Raw genomic sequence first — 17,846 nt, 5'->3', positions numbered from 1 at the left:
GAACCGTGACCAACGACAGCAAGAGCTGGGTCGACACCTACCTCAGCGAACTCGAAGCGGCGGGCAACCGGGCACTCGCAGGCCAGCTCTACGAAGACAAGGACGGCAACCCCAGCAGCGTCGCCGGCATGGGATCCATCGGCCTCGCAGCGTTCACCCTCGCTACCGAGCTCGCAGCCACCTCGGACAACCCACCCGAACTCACCGCCATCGTGTCCAAGCACAAGTGGCACGTAGACCACACGCTCGGCCCGGACGCGTGGCCCGACGTCCTCTTCGGCGTCACGCTGCACCTCACCGTCCTGTACCTCGAGCCCGCTTACAAGATCACCGACGCGAGCGACTTCGACATGCGCTCAGCCGCTCGTGCGTGGTGGGGGACGCTAACTGGGGGAACTGAAGGCGATGAAGATTCAGTACCGTCGCACCATGACTGACACGTTCCCCTGGGCGTCCGTGCTCAATGGCGGTATCGGAGCTGGGGCCGCCATCGCCGGTGCGCTCATCAACCAGCTGGTGACGAACCGCCGCGAGGCGAAGAACGCGAAAACCCGTCGCACCCACGAGCTCGAAGATGAACTGCGCGACCGAGGCATGATCGCAGCGGAGAAAGCTCTAGAGAGCACACTGGAACTGCTCGACACGTGGCATACCGAAACGCCGGACGATCAGGGTCGGTTCAATGACCTCCACGAGACGATCCTTCGACGCATCAGCACACGCGCTGCGATCATCTCTGATCAGCGGGTACGTCACGGCGTCTACCACGGCATCTCCGGTATCGAAGGCGTGTCCGCGCGCTACGCGATTGGCGATCTGGACAAGGACTTACCGGCACAAGAGTGCCGCTGGATCGCCGGTCACATCCGCGATGTTCTCGGCGCGTATCTACGGGAACACAACGAAAGCATCGACAATCACTACGCCCGTTTGACGGAATACCGTGATCGTGCCGCGGTGGCTGTAGAGAAAACTGCGCAAGTCTAACTTCCGACCGTCAAGGACCCGCACCTCTTCAGGTGCGGGTCCTTTCTGCTTCAAAGGGGAACCTTGCGAAGAGTAAAGCAAGCCTCAGAACTACTGACCGGCGTCGACGGCCCCGTAGTTCTCCTGAGCGCAAGAGCGTGCGCCTGGCTTCTGCGCTACGCAGAACTAGACCGTTACCACCTGGACCACCGAGGCGAAGACGCCGAGATCGACCAATCCCTCATCGCTCTCAAAACCGCCGCACTCATCTGGAGAAATACCGCCACCGGAACCAAGAATGCGGCAAGGCCGGAACTAACACCAGACTCTGAATGGCTCAGCACCAAACAAGCGGCTGACGCCCTCGCGATGACCGACCGCGCAATACGCAAAGCAATCCGCGAGAACCGCCTACAAGCGAACACGGTCGGTCGCGCCTACCGGATCAACCGAGAACAACTCGCCCACTTCAAAGCACGAAAGGGAACACCATGAGCCTTGACGCACTCGACGCCCAGCTCGACGACCTGCGCGAGCAGGCGTCACGCCTGCAGAAGTACACGCAGCAGGAGAAGAAGGATATCGCCGCAAACGTCACGCTGTCCGAGGAAGGGAAGCGGCACCAGACAGAAGAGGTAGTGGCCGGCGCTCGTACCCGTGCGAACGCCCTCCGCGACAAGGAGGTTCAGCTGGTGAAGAACCACCTCCGCAGCCTCGAGACGCAGCTCGACGCGAAGATTGGCTACGGCGCAACCGACATGATCGCCTTCCGAGACGCGCAGGAGCGAGCCGACCGGCTGGACGACGCTGACGATGCTTCACGGCTCATGGGCCTCGCGATCCGAAGCAACGACCGAACTCTCGCGCACGCGCTCTTCCGCAAGTCCATCGACAAGGGCTGGAACGGCGTGACCCAGCAGTTCACGGCCGAGCACCCCGACGCTGCGACGACCGCGAAGGAGATCCAGATCCTCGAGCAGCACCTCAACGAGTCCTTCAGCCGCACGATGGCCTACATGGTCTGAGAGCCTGTGCGCTCACCCCAGCCCTCTCTACGCAACTGCGACAAGAGAGCGCTGGGGGTGGGCGGAGGCCCCCTGTGCGTCGCCTGGAGGCCCTCCGGGGCTAGGTGACGTCTGTCCGTGACAGTTTTTCCACAGCCGCGGCCAGCCGGCCGCGGTTAGCCGTGGAAAAATCAGGCATGCTCTGGATCGTTCTGGCCGCTAGTCCGACACCGGCACCCGTCCCTACGTACCCGCCGGTGAACCCCTGGACCGTTGTCGGCCCGCTCGCCGGCGCGTTGATCGTCGCACTGATTGGTGCTGCATCGATCCAAGTTGCGAATTGGATTCAGCACAATCGTGAGAGACGAGCCAAACTGCTCGAGGTGCGACGCGAGCAGTATTTCGCCGCGATAGAAGCTGCCGACAATCTGCGCGTGGCTGTGAGGCAATATGGCGGTCACAACTCCGGTCGGATTGACCCCGCAACGGCAGCCACTCCTGAAGAGGCAGCAGAAATGGTGGAGCGCGATGAGCTGGCAGCGGCCGCAGTAGATTCTCTTGCTGACGAGTATCGCAACCTGAATCGGTTGGCGACCCTCGTCGAAGCGGTAGGGAGCTTTGGGGTGAGCCAGGCCATCCGCGAGATGATCGAGCGAGTTGAGGCCTACATGGAAGCGGAAGCGAATGCGAGCCTCTTCGTGGCTCGTGATCACATGTCATTCCGCGCTCAATACGACGACTTATTCGACGCCTTTACATTGGCTGTTCGCGCCGATCTGGAGATCGATAAGCTATTCGTTGCCAAGCGAAATGGTAGGGATGTGGACGAGAGCACCGCGCCGAAATGACAACGCTTCAAGTCCGCGCCTTCTTGTTGCGCGCGTCATCGGCTTTGTTGTCGCGAAGTATTTCGCATAGAGCAGTATATCCTTCTGGTGCTGTTCCGCGGTAGAATTGAGCTGTAAGTAAGCCCGCCGGAAACCACCCGGGCGTGAACGAGATGAGAAGTCTCGGCGCGCTCGGGTCTCCGGCGGGTTTCTTTTGTGCGCCTTGATTCTCCGGTTGGAGATGAAGGAATGGTCGAAAGGAACACGAGCGTAACGTTGACCGCTCAGGTCGCTAGTTACGTGCAGGGTTTCGCGCAAGCGGAGTCGGCGAACCGGAAGGTTTCGAGGTCTGCTGAGGATGCGAAGCAGAAGTTTGAGCAGCAGAACCAGGCGATGGAGCAGGTTGGCCGGGGCCTGACTGCTTTCAGTGCCGTCGCTGTCGCTGCGGTGGGTATCGCGGTGGCGAAGTACACCGAGTTCGACAAGCAGATGTCTGCGGTGCAGGCGGCGACGCATGAGACCGCCGAGAACATGAACCTGTTGCGTGATGCGGCTATCGATGCGGGTGGCGCTACGGCGTTCTCGGCAACTGAGGCTGGCGAGGCGATCGAGGAACTGGCGAAGGCCGGTGTCACGACGACTGATGTCCTCGGTGGCGGGCTGAAGGGCTCGCTTGATCTCGCTGCGGCCGGCGCGCTCGGTGTTGGCGAGGCTGCTGAGACTGCGGCCACGGCGATGACGCAGTTCGGCCTTAAGGGTGGCGAGGTGCCGCACGTGGCGGACCTGTTGGCTGCTGGTGCGGGCAAGGCGCAGGGGTCCGTCCACGATCTTGGTGAGGCGCTGAACCAGGCTGGGCTTGTCGCGAACCAGACCGGCCTGTCGATCGAGGAAACGACTGGTGGCCTGGCGGCGTTCGCGTCTGCTGGTCTGACCGGTTCCGATGCGGGTACGTCATTCAAGTCGATGCTGCAGGCGTTGACGCCAAACTCGAAGCAGGCCGCTGATCTGATGGATCAGCTCGGCATCAGCGCTTACGACTCGCAGGGTAACTTCATCGGTCTCGCGCAGTACGCCGGTGTCTTGCAGGACGCGCTGAAGGGCATGTCCGTTGAGCAGCAGAACGCTGCCCTGAAGACGATCTTCGGTGCTGACGCGGTGCGTGCTGCGTCGGTCCTGTTCGAGCAGGGTCAGTCGGGCGTTCAGGGGTGGATCAACAAGGTCAACGACTCCGGGTATGCCGCTGAGACTGCTGCGATCATGCAGGACAACCTGGCTGGTGACCTTGAGAAGCTGGGTGGCGCGTTCGATACTGCCGCGATCAAGGCGGGTGCGGCTGCTGATGGCACGCTGCGGCCCCTCGTGCAGCTGGTTACGAGCATGGTGGATGCATTCTCGGATGCCCCGCCGATTGTTCAGTCCACCGCTCTGACCCTTACGGCGATTGCGGGTGCTGCGGCGCTTGCTGCAGGCGGATTCTTGCTGGTGATTCCAAAGGTCGCTGAGTTCAAGCTGGCGCTCGACACGCTGCAGGGGTCGTCCATCCCGGCTGTATCCAAGGGCGTCGAGTCGGTCCGTGGGGCTGTCACACGCTCCGGTGCCGCCATGAAGGCCGTGGCAACCTTCCTGACCGGGCCGTGGGGTGTGGCTCTGGCCGCAGCGACGGTCGGGGTGGACCTGCTCAGCAAGTACATCGAATCGCTGCAGGCCAGCTCCGATGAGCTCACCAACAGCCTCGTCACGGCCAAGGACGCGTCTGACGTGTTCGAGACTGCCGCGCAGGGCAAGGGCTTCAAGTACTGGACGGCTGATGTTGCTGGGCAGCTGAAGGATCTGCCGGCGGTGCTCGACAACATCGACGAGCGCAACAAGAACGTCATGGCCCGCTTCAACTCCGACTACTTCGGTGCCACGGACGCGATCAAGGATGTCGGTGAGCAGCTTGGTGTGCTGGCGGCCACGGACCTCCCCACTGCGCAGCACGCGTTCTCGCTGCTCGCTGCCGAGACCGACGGCTCCAACGGCCAGCTCGAGACCCTGCTGAACGCGATGCCTGCCTACAAGAAGGCTCTGACCGAGCAGGCAACCGCGCTGGGCGAGTCCGACAGCATGCACAACCTGCTCAAGCTGGCACAGGAAGATTCCGCGACGGTCGCGAAGGAAACCGGCGACGCCTACCTGGAAGAGCAGGACAAGGTTGAAGCGCTCACTGATCAGCTGAACCAGTTGCTGGAGTCGTTCAACGACATCAACGGCGCGAACCAGGATGCTGTGTCGTCGAACGCCGATTACCAGGCTGGCCTTGCCGGGATTTCCGATGAGGTTGACCGGCAGAAGGAAGCGTACGAAGAGTCGCACAAGACTCTCGACGGTTTCAAGTTGTCGTTGGATCAGAGCACGGAGTCGGGTTCCGCGAACGCGTCGATGCTGTCTGATGTGGCCGGTAAGGCGCAGGAGGCGGCTAAGGCGCAGTTCCAGGTGGATTCGTCCACGATGTCGTCTAAGGACGCTGCGGACAAGTACATTGCGACGTTGCGTGATCAGCGTGCTAAGTTCATCGAGTCTGCTACTGCGGCGGGATTCAACAAGGCTGAGGTGAAGAAGCTCGCCGATCAGGTGTTCGCTTTGCCGTCGTCGAAGGACATCAAGATCCTAGCGGAAACGTCGGATGCGCAGAACAAGATCAACAACCTGATCACGCTGAACAATGGGCGCGTGGTTCGCATTTCGGTGCAGGCTACGAATGACAGTCCGGCATCGTCGTGGACTGGTGGTGTGACAAAGGCTGATGGTGGCCTGGTCGACTACTACGCGGATGGTGGCATGCGGGAAAACCATCTCGCGGAGATTGCGCCTGCGGGTGCATGGCGGGTGTGGGCTGAACCGGAAACTGGCGGGGAGGCGTATATCCCGTTGGCTCCGTCTAAGCGCGCGCGTTCGTTGGCTGTGTGGGAAGAGACCGGGAAGCGTCTGCAGGCTTTCGCGTCTGGTGGGTTCAACATCCCGACGGTGCAGCCGGCGGCACCGTACTTCTCGATGCCGACGCAGATGGCGGGATATGACGGACCACAGCAGGTGGCGTTCTCGTTCCCGTCTTCTGGCGATCAGCAGAAGGACATGGATCAAGCCATGTTCATGTACAAAACCAAGATCCGCGGCGGGCGCTGAGGCGCAGCAGCACTCACATCAGGGAGAGAATCATGCAGTCATACGAGAAGGTCCCGCGATGGGACCTGCCGCCGCACCCCAACTCGAACATGCCCGAGGTGCCGCCCGCGGCAGGCGAAGAGTACTTGCGCCGGCGGCTTGCCCCGCTCGCAGCGGGTGCCTTCGGGTCGGGCGTTGCGTGGTTGGGTGACTCCATCACTCGAGGTCTTGGCGCGGTCAACAAGGGCGACTCTTGGCCCGGCGTCACGGCCGGTAGCAGCGCGGCCGTCGCGGGGGACAGTATCGCGACGTACGCGATGCTCTACTCGGGCGGGAAGCTGGCGAAGACGGTCAACGCCGGAGTGAGCGGCGACACCACCGCGAAGATGCTCTCGCGCGTCAAGAAGGACGTCATCGACTACAACCCCGCGGTCTGCGTCGTGCTTGGAGGCACCAACGACTCCGCGACGCCGGTGCCGGTGGAGGACTTCGCTTCGAACATCGGGAACATCGTCACCTACCTGCGGACCGCGGGGATCGTTCCGGTGCTCTGCACCATCCCCGCCATCAACTCGAGCTCGCAGCGCCCGGTGATCGTGAAGTACAACACCTGGCTTCGGAGGTACTGCACACAGCAGGGCATTCGAATGCTGGACTTCTACGCGCTCAGCATCGACCCCGCGACCGGGAACCTGCTGCAGTCGACGATGGGCAACACCGACGGCACGCACCCGGGCAACATCGGCAACGCGCTGCTCGGGAAGTACGCCGCCGACACGCTCGCACCGCTCGTAGGAGCGGCGACGATACCGATCGCGTCGGACAACACGGACACGCTGAACCTAGTGCCTGACGGCCTCAACTACGGCTCCGTGACGAACGGGCTGGCAGCGCCATGGAGTGTGTTCGGCTCGCTCCCGACCGGCGCGACGCCCTCCGTGATTACGGACCCGCTCGTGCCCGGGAAGATGCAACAGCTCGCGCTGTCAGCGACGTCGGCAGGCGCGACGCTCTACAAGCGGATCACGCCGGTAGCGGGGCACCGGCTCGCATTCTCCGGAGTAGTCACGAAGGCTGCCGGGGCGGCTGGAATGCAGGCTTACGTGAACACGTCGAATCAGACCGACACCTACAACCAGCTGCTCGACGTCACCGAGGCAGTAACGCGCGGCAGGTTCTACACCGAGCTCGTCGTACCCGAAAACACGAACAACATCGACCTGAAGATGTTCGTCCAGCCCGGTACGACAACGTTCGCAGTCGGGCAACTTACCGTCTACGACCTCACGGCTCAGGCCGTCGTGTAGCACCCGCCCCGAACCGCCCCTCCCGAACTGGGAGGGGCGGGTCGATCGCGGGACCCGCAGACTTCCCGCATGGGAATCGTCCTCTTCATCCTTGGCATCTTCATCACCTACTGGGTCGTGCAAGCGGCAGTGCTGAGCGCCCTCAACGACCACTACAAGACCCGAGTCCACTTCGAGCTGACTGGCGAGTGGAAGCCGGGGCATTGGAAGAACAAGACCGTGCCAAAGCGCGCGAACCAGTAGGGGCGACTGCAGCGGCCCGGGCTGGCTTCGACGGGCTCTTGTCAGTCGGTGCCTGCATCCTTTCAGCTATGCAGATCGCCGCTGGAATCCTCTTTATCGCATCCGCGGTCGCCGAGCTCGGGGGCGTTATTCTCATCGTCCGCGGCATCAGGTCGGCGAAGAAGATGCTCGACACGCCTGTCGAGCACATCATCGACGGTGGCGGGGCCGGTGACGGTCATGTGTGGCCACCGCGCCAGTCGTCTGATTCGCCTGAGGTCTTCCTGCTCGAGGCCATGGAGCGACAGGGAACGGCTGTGGCCCTCGTCGTAATCGGAATCGTCGCTGGCACCATCGGCAACTTTCTGACCTTGGGCTAGTTCGAAACGCTGTCGTTCGGTAGGACGAACTTCGGACCGTGCAGGAGTCGGACCGTGCGGTCGTACGTGATGCTCCAGCGGTCGCGGTAGATGTCCGTGAACTCGACGGTGAACGGGGGATCCATCTGGCTTTGAGCTAGAGAGTCCGCAACCTGCACCCAGGGGTCGAGTTCCCAACGCTGATCGGCGTTCAGGCCGGGCAGAGCCCAACCCTCTCCCTGTTGTCCGGGCCAGTGGATCCGAACGTCTCGGATCGCGGCGTCAGAATCGTTATGGAGCACTGGGCGAAAACGTATCGGGCCAGAACGATCCCACCTGCAATTCACCCAAACGCTGAGGGCTTGGCGCGCGGCGCGTAGTCGCATGTCGTCTTCCCTAGAGAGCCGTTCGCGCTCATCCTCACGGGCTGACGCTCGTGCTGCGTCGCGGCGAGCGGAGAGCGCATCTCGGCTCGCTTGCCGGGCCTGTACGACGGTGACGATAAGAGTCACGGCGGTCGCAACGCCGATCAGTGCGTTGACGGAAAAGTTCCACCAGTCGGAAACGGAGTCAGGGGCGTAGGGATTGCCCGCAGTGAAGTGCATCAGGTCTTCCTATCGTGGGCGCACGGCGTCTCGCCACACCCAGGCGCACTCAGCGGCCTGCGAGAACCCCCACTCGACGAGGACCGCCAGGTCCGTGTAGGCGATCGCACGCGCCTGCACCTCGAGGGACCGGTCGGGGAACGTCACCCAGGCCAGCACAGGGTCGGGCTCTGCGAGGTCGTACACGGGTCCTCCATACGCCGCCTCGGGGAGGCTAAGTGCCGGACCGAGTGACCACCTGTCGCGCCGTCTGCGCGCCATCACCGTGTTCGCGGGTCGAGTGCACGTCGCGTCACTTTGTCCCGCGACACGAGCACCTGCTGCAGTCGCCCCTGCCATGCGGTCTGTACGAGCACCGCACGATCCGACTCAGCAGCCGCGAAGCACTTCAGGTGAAGCACGCCGACGCCTACGAACTCAATGTCCGCCCAGACGGGCGTGACCGGATCGAGCGTCCGAAGCCGGCCAACCGTCCCTGCGTCGAGCGTGACGGGCTGGTGCAGGGTGACGTCAGGATGCTCCGGGGGAGCCCACTTGTGCTCGGGCATGGGTGGATCATGCTCAACACCCCTGACACACAGACCACCCTTGTGCACGGCTGTCCGAATCTCGCGATCCTCGGTGGCCACGCGGACCGCTCCCACTACCGTCCGAGTCGCGGTGGTCACTGCACCTGCCGCGGATGAGTGAGTGGTTAGGAGCAGCGTGAAATACATCGTCTACGGGCTCTCGTCAGTGATCACATCGGATGACGTAGCTCACGCGCTTATCCACTACGCGGCGGTGCTCGCTCAAGCTTCAGCCAGCGACGTCGTAGAAGTGCCAACCGCCGATCTGAACGGGGCGAGTACGCGAACCAGTGTCCTGCTCGGGCCGGGCGTACCGATCCTCGTAGAGGACGCCCCCGATGATGAGCTCGAACAGCCCCAACCGGACTTCGTAGCGGACATGACTGCGCGTACCCGAGAGCTGATTGTCGATCGGCACCGGCAGCGCTCTCGACACGACTAGGAGCGCGCGCCACCCTGCAGGTTTGAGCTGCCGCAAAGCTCCTTTGTCAAGGGGTTCCCCACAGCCACGCGAGGTTCTAGCGTTCGCCGTGGTCGCTGTCCCGGGCCGCAGCATCCTCAACGCCATGAAGGATCCGCGCATGACCACCGACCCGTCCGAAGCACTGAGCCGGCTCCACGCTCGAATCGACCTGACTCCGACGAGTCACGTGTCCGCGGCATCTCTCGCCGCCGCAACCGACTTCAGCCAAAGCGAGCTCCGCACATTCCTCGAAACGCAGACGGGAACCTCGCCCGTCGAATTCATCCTGAACCACCGACTGGATGCCGTGCGTAGCTCGCGACGCACGGCGGACGTCGACGTCCCTGATGCCGCTCGCCGATGGGGATTCGTCCACCTCGGACGGTTCAGCGCCGCCTACACCCGTCGGCACGGTCAGGCCCCCGCCGAAACCGCTGCTGGTGCGGCGACTGAGGGGTGTTGGCATTGCGAACCATGATCTACGTGAACGGCGCGCGACTCGACCCGCAGCCGTTGCGCTACTGTCCCTCCCTCAGCGCTGATGGAAGCGTTCGGGTGACACTAACCGGCAACTCCACGAAGTACCGGATCGCCGGATGGTCTGAACGAGGTAAGCCACGAGCGATGTACCTACGCCCGGTGGACGCGGTGTAATCCGTCCTAGGGCACCGCGCGACAAGCTCAGGCGCTCAGCGGCTACTGAAACCTTCAGCGGTAGCGAGGCGACTCCTGCGACAGCGACCGCAGCCACCGCAGCCCCTCTTCGTGCGTGATGATTGGCTTCCGTCCGGCTCGTGTCGGGTAAGAAGGCAGAAGGTCCCCGTTGTCCATCGCCTTGCGGATCGTGTCCACTGACAGGTCAACGGCCTTGGCAAAGTTCGGGATCGAGTAGGCGAGTCGATCGGTGCAGGATGGCTCGAGCTCGTGCATCTGTCCATGGTCCTCCGGGCGGAACCATAGCGCCATAGTCAAATTTGGCGTATTACCTCCGGATTTGAAGGATTATGGGCAGTCTTCGGGGTCAAAGACATACCCGTCCTCTTAGACGTGCGCAGCGGTGGTCGAGCGGTCACGTAGGTTGCGCGGCATGGACGAGCAAGCGTTGACGGTTGCCGAGCTCGCAGCATGGCTGCAGATCTCCGAGTGGAAGGCACGGGAACTCGGCAAGGATCCGACGTTCCCGTCCTTCCGCAACGGCAACCAGCACCGCTTCTGGCCCTCCGAGGTCAAAGCCTGGACTCAGCAGCCACGGGATCCGTGGAAGCAGTCGGCGCAGTCTCTTGGGCGTCGCCGCAAGAGGGACGGTGACGCGCCGTCGCAGCTTAGGCAGATGCGGTCCTAGTCCGCGTAGGAAGTGCGGCACCAGTCCGGCTTCGTGCCGCACTGGTGCCGCACACGCCCCTGAAATGGCGTGCTCTCACGTGAAGCTGGAGATTCCCAAAGCCCCGTCGTTCTGGGGATCTCTGCACTAGCGTGGACGCACGTGAACAGGGGCACTCGTTCCGCTTCAACAACTGATCTGCCGGCGTGGTTCGTCGTGCGCCAGGATGAGCGCATGACGAATGCACAGGCAGGGTGGTACGACGACGGCTCCGGCACCATGCGGTGGTGGGACGGTTCCGCGTGGACGGAGCAGGTGCAGCAGCAGGCACCCGTGGCGTCGGGTGTCGGTGGAGTGATCGGCCGGATCCAGGCCGAAGCCGCTTCGGGTGGTCAGCCGCGTCCGGCGCAGAACGGCATGAGCTACGTCGTGCTGCAGGTGGTGCTCAAGGAGAAGTTCTTCGGCACGGGTTCGGGCAACCTCACCGAGCTCGAGAAGGCGATCAACGCGCAGGCTGCGCTCGGGTACCGGCTGCACACGATCACGACGGCTTCCTCGGGGAGCACTGGCTTCGGTGGCGGGGACCGGGTGCAGGCCACGATGGTCTTCGAGCGCCTGAACTGAGGCGAGCGGTCCGAGTCGTCGGGACGCCCGGTGGGGTCAGTCGACGAGCGCCAGAATCACCGCGGGGATGCGGTGCTCGATCGCGTCCCAGACGATCTCCTTCCGTGCCTTTCGGTAGTCGTGCGACAGGATGTTGCGGGTCTTGCGGACGGCCGCGAGTGACAGGTCGGACGGGAGTCGTGCCTCCCGGTCCTGGGGGATGCGACCGAGCAGGTCGTCGAAGTGGATGATGACCGCTTCGGCTGCTCGGTAGGTGAGGCTGCGGGTCGCGTCGAACTCGCTCCGCCCGTGCTCGACGATCATGGAGCACTCGGCGAGCAGGTCGAGGAAGCTAGTCTGCAGCGACGGCCACCGCTCTTCGAGGGCAGCAGGGTCACGGTCGTTGCGGGGCCGAGGCGTGAACCGGGGAGCCGGCATCACAGCGGCACGGCTTCGTCGAGGACGTGGGTGAAGTGCTCGTCGTCTTCGAGGTCGTCGGTGAGGACGTCGACCTCGAAACCGGTGATGCGCTCGACCTCGTGCGCGAATCCACCGAGATCGAACAGCGATGCCGCGGGGGTCAGGTGGACCAGCAGGTCGATGTCACTGCGTTCGGTGTCCTGCCCGCGGACCGCGGAGCCGAAGACGCGGACGTCGTCGAGGTGGAAGCGCTTCGCCTCGTCGAGGATCGCGTCGGCGTAGACGGCGAGCGGGATGCTCGGGCGGGTGTGGGCCGCTTCGAGGATCCGCCGGAGCGACTCCGGGCGCGGCCGCTTCCGTCCGCTCTCGTACGCCGAGATGGTGGGCTGCTGCATGCCGGCGGCGGCAGCGAGACCGGTCTGCGAGAGACCGAGGTCCTCGCGGGCAGCGCGGATGAGTTCCGCGGCACGATCGACCCGCATGACGACCTCCCTATAGCTCTCGACTATAGAGGACGCGCCCTTGCTGCTGAAGTGGCATGGGGGACTAGATTCGGCTCGTCCAGTGCCCGAGGAGGCCCCCATGCCGTACGTCGTCGACTTCGTGAACGTGTCCACGGTGGGGCTCGAGACATCGCCGGTGGTGGATGCGCTCGCCGGACTCCGTGCGAACGAGGCCCGTTACTTCAAGAACAAGTACGACCACGACCTCACTACGCGTCCTGCCGCCGAGGCTCCCGAGCTGGTCGAGTACGTCGCCCGCGTACTCGTGGAGGAGCGGGGGCTCGTGATCGCGTCCCCGCCACTCGAGGCCACCGAAGCAGTGGTCGACGGCGTCCGCTGGACCTACGTCTTCTACGAGTCCGGCCTGGTGATCAACGTGCTCTACACACTCGAACCGGGCGGCAAGCGAGCGGTCGGGTTCAAGCTCTCCGACGGCATGGACGTGCCGGAGGAGCTCGCCGACAAGTTCAAGTTCGCCCGGCAGCGGTCGAAGCTCGCGGGCACGATCCGCGGCTCGTTCTTCGTGATCAAGGGCGAGTACTGACGCGTCGCACCGTGGCTGCCCCGGGAACGACGAAGCGCCGCCGAGCGGACTCGGCGGCGCTTCGTGGTGGTGCTGGTGGGACCTAGGCCGCGAGGGCCATCTCGCCCGCCTGCACGGACTGTGCCTGCAGCAGGGTGCGGCTGGCCTCGCCCGCCCAGGAGCGGCCCGGGACGGTCCAGCCGGCCTCGCCGACGGCGTCGAGCCGGGTGCCCCGGGTGACGAAGGTCCCCAGGTCGTCGGCCGCGATGCGCACGAGGTACTCGCGCTGCGAGCGGTCGTCGCGCACCGGGAACTCGGCGATGCGGTCCGGGGTGATCGTCGGGGCCGCGAGTGCGGTCCCGAACACGGTGATTCGTTCGTTGCTGGTCATGGTGCTGTACTTCCTGGTCATTCGGCGCCAGGGCGACTCGGTGTCGGCGGACGTCTCAGTCCAGCGCGACGCATCGAGTGCGGGGCGCGCACGTCGAGTTTCAACGTGCAGCTCGTCCGTTCGGATCGAGCGGTGTCTCGAGTGGAATGCGACTCGGGTGAGTCGGTGTCGAGAGATTGGTGTGCGCGAGTCAGATGGGTTCGCTGCAGTGCACCAACCAGAGACTATACGCCCACCCCGCCGAGAAGTCCAGCAAGCGACCGGAACGAGCGTCAGGACGCCAGGAAGGCCGCCCAGCGGTCCCCGCCTGCGGCGACGTTCCCCGAGCCGTCGAGGCGGGCCGCGGCCGAGGAAGGCTTGCGCGAGGCCTGTTCGTGGATCAGCCCGTCGAACGACGCCGAGAAGTCCAGGCGGGGCAGCGCGGCCGTGACGTCCCGCAGGTCGTCCGACGACCACTTGTCGAAGCCGACACCGGAGACGTCGAGCGAGGTCGCCACCTCGAGCAGGTGCCCTTCGGCGTCGACCTCGGGGTCGACGGATCGCCACATGTGCCGCTCGATGATCTCCCCGACCCGACGGGCTCGCACGGCGTCCCACCCGGCACCGAGCGCGAAGACCGAACCCACGGCGCCGCCGGCGTCCTCGAAGGGCACCCGGTGGGCGTCGAACGACGGGGTGACGCCGAGGTCGTGCAGCATCGTCGCGACGAAGAGCAGCTCGGGGTCCGGTTCGAGGTCGACCGTCGGGGCGAGCAGGACGGCCCAGGCCCACGAGCGCAGGCAGTGGTGCACGAGGGCGGGTTCGGACCATGCCCGCACGACGTCCAGTGCGCGCGCAGCGACGGGGGAGGGCGGGGTGAGCAGGGCTTCGACGTCGAGCGACATGGCACGACAGTAGCGGCAGGAACGAGCCGTAACGGGGCGGAAACGTGCCGGGCCAGAACCGGAAACAGCGCCACGTTAGCTTTCGGTTCACTGAGTACCCGCTCAGCACCCCTCCACCCCACCCGAAGGAACTGCGCCCATGCAGCACCGACCACGGCTGCGCCCCCGCGCGACGATCGTCTCCTCGACGCTCGTCGCCGCCGGGGCGTTCGGCCTCGCCGTCCTGACGGCCGCTCCGGCCCAGGCAGCACCCACCGCGACCACCGCCACCATCGACGCCCCGGCCACCGTGACCGTCGGCACGGCGATCGACGTCGACCTGACGATCCCGGAGACCGCCGACGTCTACGCGTACGAGATCACGCTCGAGGCCGACTCCGTGCAGTACCGGGACGACAGTGTCACCGGCCCGGACGGCGGCTTCGACAGCGTCGAGCAGGACGGCGACGCCCTGACGATCGTGCACACCCGCCTCGGCACCTCGCCGGCACTCGAAGGCGACCTGGCCACCTCGATCTCGCTGACCCCGACGGCCGTCGGCAGCGTCGACCTCGACATCACGAGCATCACCCTCGTCGGCTCCGACGGCACGTCGACGACCCTCGTCGACCCGGCGAGCACCACCGTCGTGGTCGCGGCGGCCGCAACGGCCACTCCGACGCCCGCCCCGAGCGCCACGCCGACCCCGGGAGCGACCACGCAGCCCGGCACCGGCACGGGCGGCGGCCCCGGCGACCCGACCGCACCGGGCGCCGACCCGACCGACGGCGCCACCGCCGTGGCAGGAGCCGGCGGGGACCGTCCGACCGGAGGCGACCTCGCCTGGACCGGCGCCGACGTCGCGCCGTGGATCGCCGCGTCCATCGCCCTGCTCGCAGCCGGCGGCACCCTGATCACCCTGCGGGCCCGTCGTGCCCGCCGCGACCGCACCGGAGCCTCCGCATGACCGCCACGAAGCAGGCCGCCACGAAGCAGGCAGCCACGAAGCAGGCCTCCCGCAAGCAGGCCCCCAGCAAGAAGCGCACCGCCGTCGCCGGCGCATCGCTCGTCGCCCTCGTCGGCACCGTCCTCGCCGCGACCCCCGCGATCACGGCCACCGCAGCACCCGCGGCCGTCGACGCCAGCCCCGCCGCCATGCTCGCGCCGTACTACACGGACCTCGACCTGACCGGCGACGACCAGGTCACCCGGGCCGACCTCGCCGTGCTCACCGACCACCTCGGTGCGACGACCGCGAGCACGGACTGGGCGACGGTCAGCGCCGCGGACACCGACGCCGACGGCACCATCACCGTCGCCGACCTGGCCGGGTTGTCCCAGCGGATGATCTACGACGACGGCCCGTTCGAGCTCGTCGAGGCGTCGACCATCGACATGCAGGCCGCGATGAACGCCGGCGTCACCACGTCGGTGGCGATCACGCAGGACTACCTCGACCGCATTGCCGCGTACGACCGCACGAAGGTCGACACCGCGTCGACCGGGCGTCCGCTCAACTCGATCGTCACCACGAACGCCGACGCCCTGGCCGCCGCGAAGACCGCGGACGCCGAGCGCGCCGAGCACGGGATGACGAGCATGCTGCTCGGCGTGCCGATCGCGGTGAAGGACAACTACGACACGAAGGACATGCCGACCACCGGTGGCTGCGGCTGCTGGGACGACAACCAGACCGACACCGACGCCGCCATGGTCTCCGGCCTGCGCGACGCCGGCGCCGTGATCCTGGCGAAGGCGAGCCTCGACGAGTTCGCCTTCGGCTTCGTCTCCGAGTTCTCGTCGAACCAGCCCGCCGGCTCGTCGCTCCTGGTCGCCAGCCCGTACAACACGGCGCAGACGGCCGGCGGCTCGAGTGGCGGCACCGGGGCGGCGATCTCCGCGAACCTCGCCGGGATCGGCTTCGGCACGGACACGGGCGGCTCGATCCGCGTGCCGTCGACGTACAACCAGCTCGTCGGCATCCGGCCCACGGTCGGCCTGACCAGCCGCGACGGGATCATCCCGCTCGCCTTGTCCCAGGACACCGGTGGCCCCATCACCCGCTCGGTGACGGACGCGGCGGTCGCGCTCGACGCCGTGACCGGCGTGGACGCGGCGGACCCGGCGACGAGTGCGCAGGCCGGCAAGGTGCCGACGTCGTACACATCGTCGCTCGACGCCGACTCCCTGCAGGGCGCCCGCATCGGCTACGTGACGAGCATGGTCGGCACGAACGCCACGACGAAGCGCCTGTTCGACGCCTCCGTCGCGAAGCTCCAGGCCGCCGGTGCCACCGTCGTCCCGATCACCGCGACGACGGCCTTCAACCGGGTCCTGTCCGAGGGCAGCGGCAGCACGAACGAGTTCAAGCACGACCTGGACGAGTACGTCGCGAAGCACCTCGACCCCGACGTCGCCGCACGCTCGCTGCAGGGCATCCTGGCCTCGGGCGAGTACGTGCCGAGCCGCAAGAGCACCTACCAGTCGCGTGACCTGATCACCGACGCGCAGTACCAGGCGTGGGCCGGCCCGACGGGGTCGCACACGACGCAGCTCGCCACCGGCAAGCAGCTCGTGACGCAGATGCTCGACGACCAGGACCTCGACGCACTCGTCTACCCGTCGGGAACGCCGTACAGCACGCAGTCGACGAACATGCGCCTCAGCCCGAACACCGGCATGCCGGCGATCACCGTCCCGATGGGCCAGGCGACCGCTGCCGACAACACGATCACCGGCGCCGGCGTGAACCTGGAGTTCCTCGGCCGCTCGTTCGACGAGAGCACGGTCATCGGCCTCGGCTACGCCTTCGAGCAGGAGACGCACGCGCGCACCGCGCCCGCGCTGTACCCGGCGCTCGGTTGAGCTGAGCGGGTCGCGATCGCGACCACGTGACGCGCAGGAGGCCCGGTGCCAGCTGGCACCGGGCCTCCCGTCCGTCCGCTCCGTCAGTTCAGGACCGGGGTGTCCTCCGGTACGACGCCGTCGGCGTACAGGTCGGTCGCCAGGTCACGGAGCGCGCGCAGCGCGACCCGCTGCGTGAGCGGGCCGTACGAGATGCGGGCGACGCCGAGTGCCTCGTACTCCGCGGCGGCCAGTGCGCCGGGCAGGCCGATGACCGAGAGCTTGCCGCGGCCCAGACCGGCGACGAGTCGCTCGACCACGGAACGCTCGATCGCCCCGGGCACGAAGACCAGGGCGGCGCCGTTGTCCAGGAACGCCTTGCCGCGGGCGATCGCGTCCTCGATGCTCTCGTCGATCGGGCGCTCGCCGCCGCGCACGATCGCGTCGGTGCGGGCGTTCAGCTGGAAGTCGACGCCCTCGGCCTGTGCCGCAGCGGTGATCGCGGCGACGCGGGCGACCGCCTCGTCGAAGGGTCGAAGCCGGTCCTCGACGTTGGCGCCCACGATGCCCGAGCCGATGGCGCGGCGGATCGTCTCGGCGGGATCCTCGTAGCCGTCATCCAGGTCGGCGGTGACCGGCAGGTCCGTGGCGGCGGCGACGATCGCCGCCCCGGACAGCGCGAGGTCGAGGGGCATGCCGCCGTCCTCGTACCCGTACGACGCGGCGATCGAGTGCCCGGCGGTGGCGATCGCCTTCGTGCCGGGCAGGTCGCTGACGACCTTGGCGGTGATCGCGTCCCACACGTTCACGACGCGCAGGATCTCGGGGGCTTCGTGCAGTTGCTTGAGGGTGACGGCCTTGTCGGCGGTGCTCGTGCTCATGCTGCCGAGCGTAGGCCGACGGGGCGGCGCC

The 17,846-nt window shown here is 65.9% G+C and carries 25 protein-coding genes; 16 read left to right on the top strand and 9 right to left on the bottom strand.

What is annotated here, in order from left to right; genetic code table 11:
* The first annotated feature begins 5 nt into the window (after positions 1-5).
* From DEJ30_RS09120 to DEJ30_RS09085, 9 genes are all read left to right on the top strand, one after another.
* Positions 6-437 carry a hypothetical protein gene (locus DEJ30_RS09120; RefSeq protein WP_110860642.1) on the top strand — a complete coding sequence of 144 codons (432 nt, stop codon included), beginning with the start codon at positions 6-8 and terminating at the stop codon, positions 435-437.
* A complete protein-coding gene (locus tag DEJ30_RS09115) occupies positions 430-987 on the top strand; it encodes a hypothetical protein (protein ID WP_110860640.1) in 558 nt (185 codons plus the stop codon). The genes DEJ30_RS09120 and DEJ30_RS09115 overlap by 8 nt, the downstream gene beginning before the upstream one ends.
* Positions 988-1,050: 63 nt before the next feature.
* Positions 1,051-1,461 (top strand): excisionase family DNA-binding protein, encoded by a 411-nt coding sequence (locus DEJ30_RS18660; protein ID WP_146238538.1) that lies wholly within the window; start codon positions 1,051-1,053, stop codon positions 1,459-1,461.
* Positions 1,458-1,991, top strand: a complete 534-nt coding sequence (locus DEJ30_RS09105; RefSeq protein ID WP_110860636.1) for a hypothetical protein — start codon at positions 1,458-1,460, stop codon at positions 1,989-1,991. The genes DEJ30_RS18660 and DEJ30_RS09105 overlap by 4 nt, the downstream gene beginning before the upstream one ends.
* 236 nt (positions 1,992-2,227) lie before the next feature.
* Positions 2,228-2,818 (top strand): hypothetical protein, encoded by a 591-nt coding sequence (locus DEJ30_RS17820; RefSeq protein WP_146238537.1) that lies wholly within the window; start codon positions 2,228-2,230, stop codon positions 2,816-2,818.
* Positions 2,819-3,073: 255 nt separating this feature from the next.
* Positions 3,074-5,962 (top strand): phage tail tape measure protein, encoded by a 2,889-nt coding sequence (locus tag DEJ30_RS09095; protein WP_181420071.1) that lies wholly within the window; start codon positions 3,074-3,076, stop codon positions 5,960-5,962.
* Between the two features lie 32 nt (positions 5,963-5,994).
* Positions 5,995-7,248 carry a GDSL-type esterase/lipase family protein gene (locus tag DEJ30_RS09090; RefSeq protein WP_110860629.1) on the top strand — a complete coding sequence of 418 codons (1,254 nt, stop codon included), beginning with the start codon at positions 5,995-5,997 and terminating at the stop codon, positions 7,246-7,248.
* A 69-nt stretch (positions 7,249-7,317) separates the two neighbouring features.
* Positions 7,318-7,491 (top strand): hypothetical protein, encoded by a 174-nt coding sequence (locus DEJ30_RS18150; protein WP_181420070.1) that lies wholly within the window; start codon positions 7,318-7,320, stop codon positions 7,489-7,491.
* 68 nt (positions 7,492-7,559) lie between these two features.
* A complete protein-coding gene (locus DEJ30_RS09085; protein ID WP_110860627.1) occupies positions 7,560-7,850 on the top strand; it encodes a hypothetical protein in 291 nt (96 codons plus the stop codon).
* Here DEJ30_RS09085 and DEJ30_RS17815 read toward each other — a convergent pair.
* The 3 genes from DEJ30_RS17815 to DEJ30_RS09080 form a co-directional block, all read right to left on the bottom strand.
* Positions 7,847-8,434, bottom strand: coding sequence for a hypothetical protein (locus DEJ30_RS17815; protein ID WP_146238536.1), 588 nt, complete (start codon positions 8,432-8,434; stop codon positions 7,847-7,849). The genes DEJ30_RS09085 and DEJ30_RS17815 overlap by 4 nt on opposite strands.
* 9 nt (positions 8,435-8,443) lie before the next feature.
* Positions 8,444-8,620 carry a hypothetical protein gene (locus DEJ30_RS18145; RefSeq protein WP_181420069.1) on the bottom strand — a complete coding sequence of 59 codons (177 nt, stop codon included), beginning with the start codon at positions 8,618-8,620 and terminating at the stop codon, positions 8,444-8,446.
* 74 nt (positions 8,621-8,694) lie between these two features.
* Positions 8,695-8,982 (bottom strand): hypothetical protein, encoded by a 288-nt coding sequence (locus DEJ30_RS09080; protein ID WP_110860625.1) that lies wholly within the window; start codon positions 8,980-8,982, stop codon positions 8,695-8,697.
* A 157-nt stretch (positions 8,983-9,139) separates the two neighbouring features.
* Here DEJ30_RS09080 and DEJ30_RS17810 point away from each other — a divergent pair, with 157 nt between their 5' ends.
* Positions 9,140-9,445, top strand: a complete 306-nt coding sequence (locus DEJ30_RS17810) for a hypothetical protein (protein WP_146238535.1) — start codon at positions 9,140-9,142, stop codon at positions 9,443-9,445.
* A gap of 139 nt (positions 9,446-9,584) precedes the next feature.
* On the top strand, positions 9,585-9,944 hold the full coding sequence (locus DEJ30_RS09070; protein ID WP_181420068.1) for a helix-turn-helix domain-containing protein: 360 nt from the start codon (positions 9,585-9,587) through the stop codon (positions 9,942-9,944).
* A 230-nt stretch (positions 9,945-10,174) separates the two neighbouring features.
* On the opposite strand, the gene DEJ30_RS09065 is transcribed toward DEJ30_RS09070, so the two are convergent.
* Positions 10,175-10,396 (bottom strand): hypothetical protein, encoded by a 222-nt coding sequence (locus tag DEJ30_RS09065; RefSeq protein WP_258369885.1) that lies wholly within the window; start codon positions 10,394-10,396, stop codon positions 10,175-10,177.
* Positions 10,397-10,553: 157 nt separating this feature from the next.
* Between DEJ30_RS09065 and DEJ30_RS09060 the strand changes: the two genes are divergently transcribed.
* On the top strand, positions 10,554-10,808 hold the full coding sequence (locus DEJ30_RS09060) for a helix-turn-helix domain-containing protein (protein ID WP_110860617.1): 255 nt from the start codon (positions 10,554-10,556) through the stop codon (positions 10,806-10,808).
* A 213-nt stretch (positions 10,809-11,021) separates the two neighbouring features.
* On the top strand, positions 11,022-11,411 hold the full coding sequence (locus tag DEJ30_RS09055; RefSeq protein WP_110860615.1) for a DUF2510 domain-containing protein: 390 nt from the start codon (positions 11,022-11,024) through the stop codon (positions 11,409-11,411).
* Between the two features lie 36 nt (positions 11,412-11,447).
* On the opposite strand, the gene DEJ30_RS09050 is transcribed toward DEJ30_RS09055, so the two are convergent.
* Positions 11,448-11,828 (bottom strand): HepT-like ribonuclease domain-containing protein, encoded by a 381-nt coding sequence (locus DEJ30_RS09050; protein ID WP_110860612.1) that lies wholly within the window; start codon positions 11,826-11,828, stop codon positions 11,448-11,450.
* Positions 11,828-12,292: a helix-turn-helix domain-containing protein gene (locus DEJ30_RS09045; RefSeq protein ID WP_110860610.1), complete on the bottom strand. Its 465-nt coding sequence runs from the start codon at positions 12,290-12,292 to the stop codon at positions 11,828-11,830. Before DEJ30_RS09045 ends, DEJ30_RS09050 begins: the two co-directional genes overlap by 1 nt.
* A 100-nt stretch (positions 12,293-12,392) precedes the next feature.
* Here DEJ30_RS09045 and DEJ30_RS09040 point away from each other — a divergent pair, with 100 nt between their 5' ends.
* Entirely contained in the window at positions 12,393-12,857 is a 465-nt protein-coding gene (locus DEJ30_RS09040) for a phage tail protein (RefSeq protein ID WP_110860608.1), read from the top strand.
* Positions 12,858-12,939: 82 nt separating this feature from the next.
* Here DEJ30_RS09040 and DEJ30_RS09035 read toward each other — a convergent pair whose 3' ends face one another.
* Together DEJ30_RS09035 and DEJ30_RS09030 are read right to left on the bottom strand one after the other, a co-directional pair.
* Positions 12,940-13,227 carry a hypothetical protein gene (locus DEJ30_RS09035; RefSeq protein ID WP_017887091.1) on the bottom strand — a complete coding sequence of 96 codons (288 nt, stop codon included), beginning with the start codon at positions 13,225-13,227 and terminating at the stop codon, positions 12,940-12,942.
* A 272-nt stretch (positions 13,228-13,499) separates the two neighbouring features.
* Entirely contained in the window at positions 13,500-14,111 is a 612-nt protein-coding gene (locus DEJ30_RS09030) for an HD domain-containing protein (RefSeq protein ID WP_110860605.1), read from the bottom strand.
* A 139-nt stretch (positions 14,112-14,250) separates the two neighbouring features.
* Here DEJ30_RS09030 and DEJ30_RS09025 point away from each other — a divergent pair, with 139 nt between their 5' ends.
* Together DEJ30_RS09025 and DEJ30_RS09020 are read left to right on the top strand one after the other, a co-directional pair.
* Entirely contained in the window at positions 14,251-15,057 is an 807-nt protein-coding gene (locus DEJ30_RS09025) for a hypothetical protein (protein ID WP_110860603.1), read from the top strand.
* Positions 15,054-16,955, top strand: coding sequence for an amidase family protein (locus DEJ30_RS09020; protein ID WP_181435547.1), 1,902 nt, complete (start codon positions 15,054-15,056; stop codon positions 16,953-16,955). The genes DEJ30_RS09025 and DEJ30_RS09020 overlap by 4 nt, the downstream gene beginning before the upstream one ends.
* 83 nt (positions 16,956-17,038) lie before the next feature.
* Here DEJ30_RS09020 and DEJ30_RS09015 read toward each other — a convergent pair whose 3' ends face one another.
* Positions 17,039-17,815, bottom strand: coding sequence for an isocitrate lyase/phosphoenolpyruvate mutase family protein (locus DEJ30_RS09015; RefSeq protein WP_110860601.1), 777 nt, complete (start codon positions 17,813-17,815; stop codon positions 17,039-17,041).
* Between the last annotated feature and the right edge of the window lie 31 nt (positions 17,816-17,846).

The sequence above is a fragment of the Curtobacterium sp. MCPF17_003 genome (assembly GCF_003224385.1).
Taxonomy (GTDB): Bacteria; Actinomycetota; Actinomycetes; order Actinomycetales; family Microbacteriaceae; genus Curtobacterium; species Curtobacterium flaccumfaciens.
Note: the sequence above shows the minus strand (reverse complement) of the source record. Positions and strands in the feature narration are given on the sequence as shown.

What these genes read in the sequence shown, in the direction of transcription:
- DEJ30_RS09115 (WP_110860640.1), top strand. Translation starts at nt 430, where the DNA reads ATGACTGACACGTTCCCCTGGGCGTCCGTGCTCAATGGCGGTATCGGA.
- DEJ30_RS09105 (WP_110860636.1), top strand. Translation starts at nt 1,458, where the DNA reads ATGAGCCTTGACGCACTCGACGCCCAGCTCGACGACCTGCGCGAGCAG.
- DEJ30_RS09090 (WP_110860629.1), top strand. Translation starts at nt 5,995, where the DNA reads ATGCAGTCATACGAGAAGGTCCCGCGATGGGACCTGCCGCCGCACCCC.
- DEJ30_RS18150 (WP_181420070.1), top strand. Translation starts at nt 7,318, where the DNA reads ATGGGAATCGTCCTCTTCATCCTTGGCATCTTCATCACCTACTGGGTC.
- DEJ30_RS09085 (WP_110860627.1), top strand. Translation starts at nt 7,560, where the DNA reads ATGCAGATCGCCGCTGGAATCCTCTTTATCGCATCCGCGGTCGCCGAG.
- DEJ30_RS17815 (WP_146238536.1), bottom strand. Translation starts at nt 8,434, where the DNA reads ATGCACTTCACTGCGGGCAATCCCTACGCCCCTGACTCCGTTTCCGAC.
- DEJ30_RS09080 (WP_110860625.1), bottom strand. Translation starts at nt 8,982, where the DNA reads ATGCCCGAGCACAAGTGGGCTCCCCCGGAGCATCCTGACGTCACCCTG.
- DEJ30_RS09070 (WP_181420068.1), top strand. Translation starts at nt 9,585, where the DNA reads ATGACCACCGACCCGTCCGAAGCACTGAGCCGGCTCCACGCTCGAATC.
- DEJ30_RS09065 (WP_258369885.1), bottom strand. Translation starts at nt 10,396, where the DNA reads ATGCACGAGCTCGAGCCATCCTGCACCGATCGACTCGCCTACTCGATC.
- DEJ30_RS09060 (WP_110860617.1), top strand. Translation starts at nt 10,554, where the DNA reads ATGGACGAGCAAGCGTTGACGGTTGCCGAGCTCGCAGCATGGCTGCAG.
- DEJ30_RS09055 (WP_110860615.1), top strand. Translation starts at nt 11,022, where the DNA reads ATGACGAATGCACAGGCAGGGTGGTACGACGACGGCTCCGGCACCATG.
- DEJ30_RS09050 (WP_110860612.1), bottom strand. Translation starts at nt 11,828, where the DNA reads ATGCCGGCTCCCCGGTTCACGCCTCGGCCCCGCAACGACCGTGACCCT.
- DEJ30_RS09045 (WP_110860610.1), bottom strand. Translation starts at nt 12,292, where the DNA reads ATGCGGGTCGATCGTGCCGCGGAACTCATCCGCGCTGCCCGCGAGGAC.
- DEJ30_RS09040 (WP_110860608.1), top strand. Translation starts at nt 12,393, where the DNA reads ATGCCGTACGTCGTCGACTTCGTGAACGTGTCCACGGTGGGGCTCGAG.
- DEJ30_RS09035 (WP_017887091.1), bottom strand. Translation starts at nt 13,227, where the DNA reads ATGACCAGCAACGAACGAATCACCGTGTTCGGGACCGCACTCGCGGCC.
- DEJ30_RS09030 (WP_110860605.1), bottom strand. Translation starts at nt 14,111, where the DNA reads ATGTCGCTCGACGTCGAAGCCCTGCTCACCCCGCCCTCCCCCGTCGCT.
- DEJ30_RS09025 (WP_110860603.1), top strand. Translation starts at nt 14,251, where the DNA reads ATGCAGCACCGACCACGGCTGCGCCCCCGCGCGACGATCGTCTCCTCG.
- DEJ30_RS09020 (WP_181435547.1), top strand. Translation starts at nt 15,054, where the DNA reads ATGACCGCCACGAAGCAGGCCGCCACGAAGCAGGCAGCCACGAAGCAG.
- DEJ30_RS09015 (WP_110860601.1), bottom strand. Translation starts at nt 17,815, where the DNA reads ATGAGCACGAGCACCGCCGACAAGGCCGTCACCCTCAAGCAACTGCAC.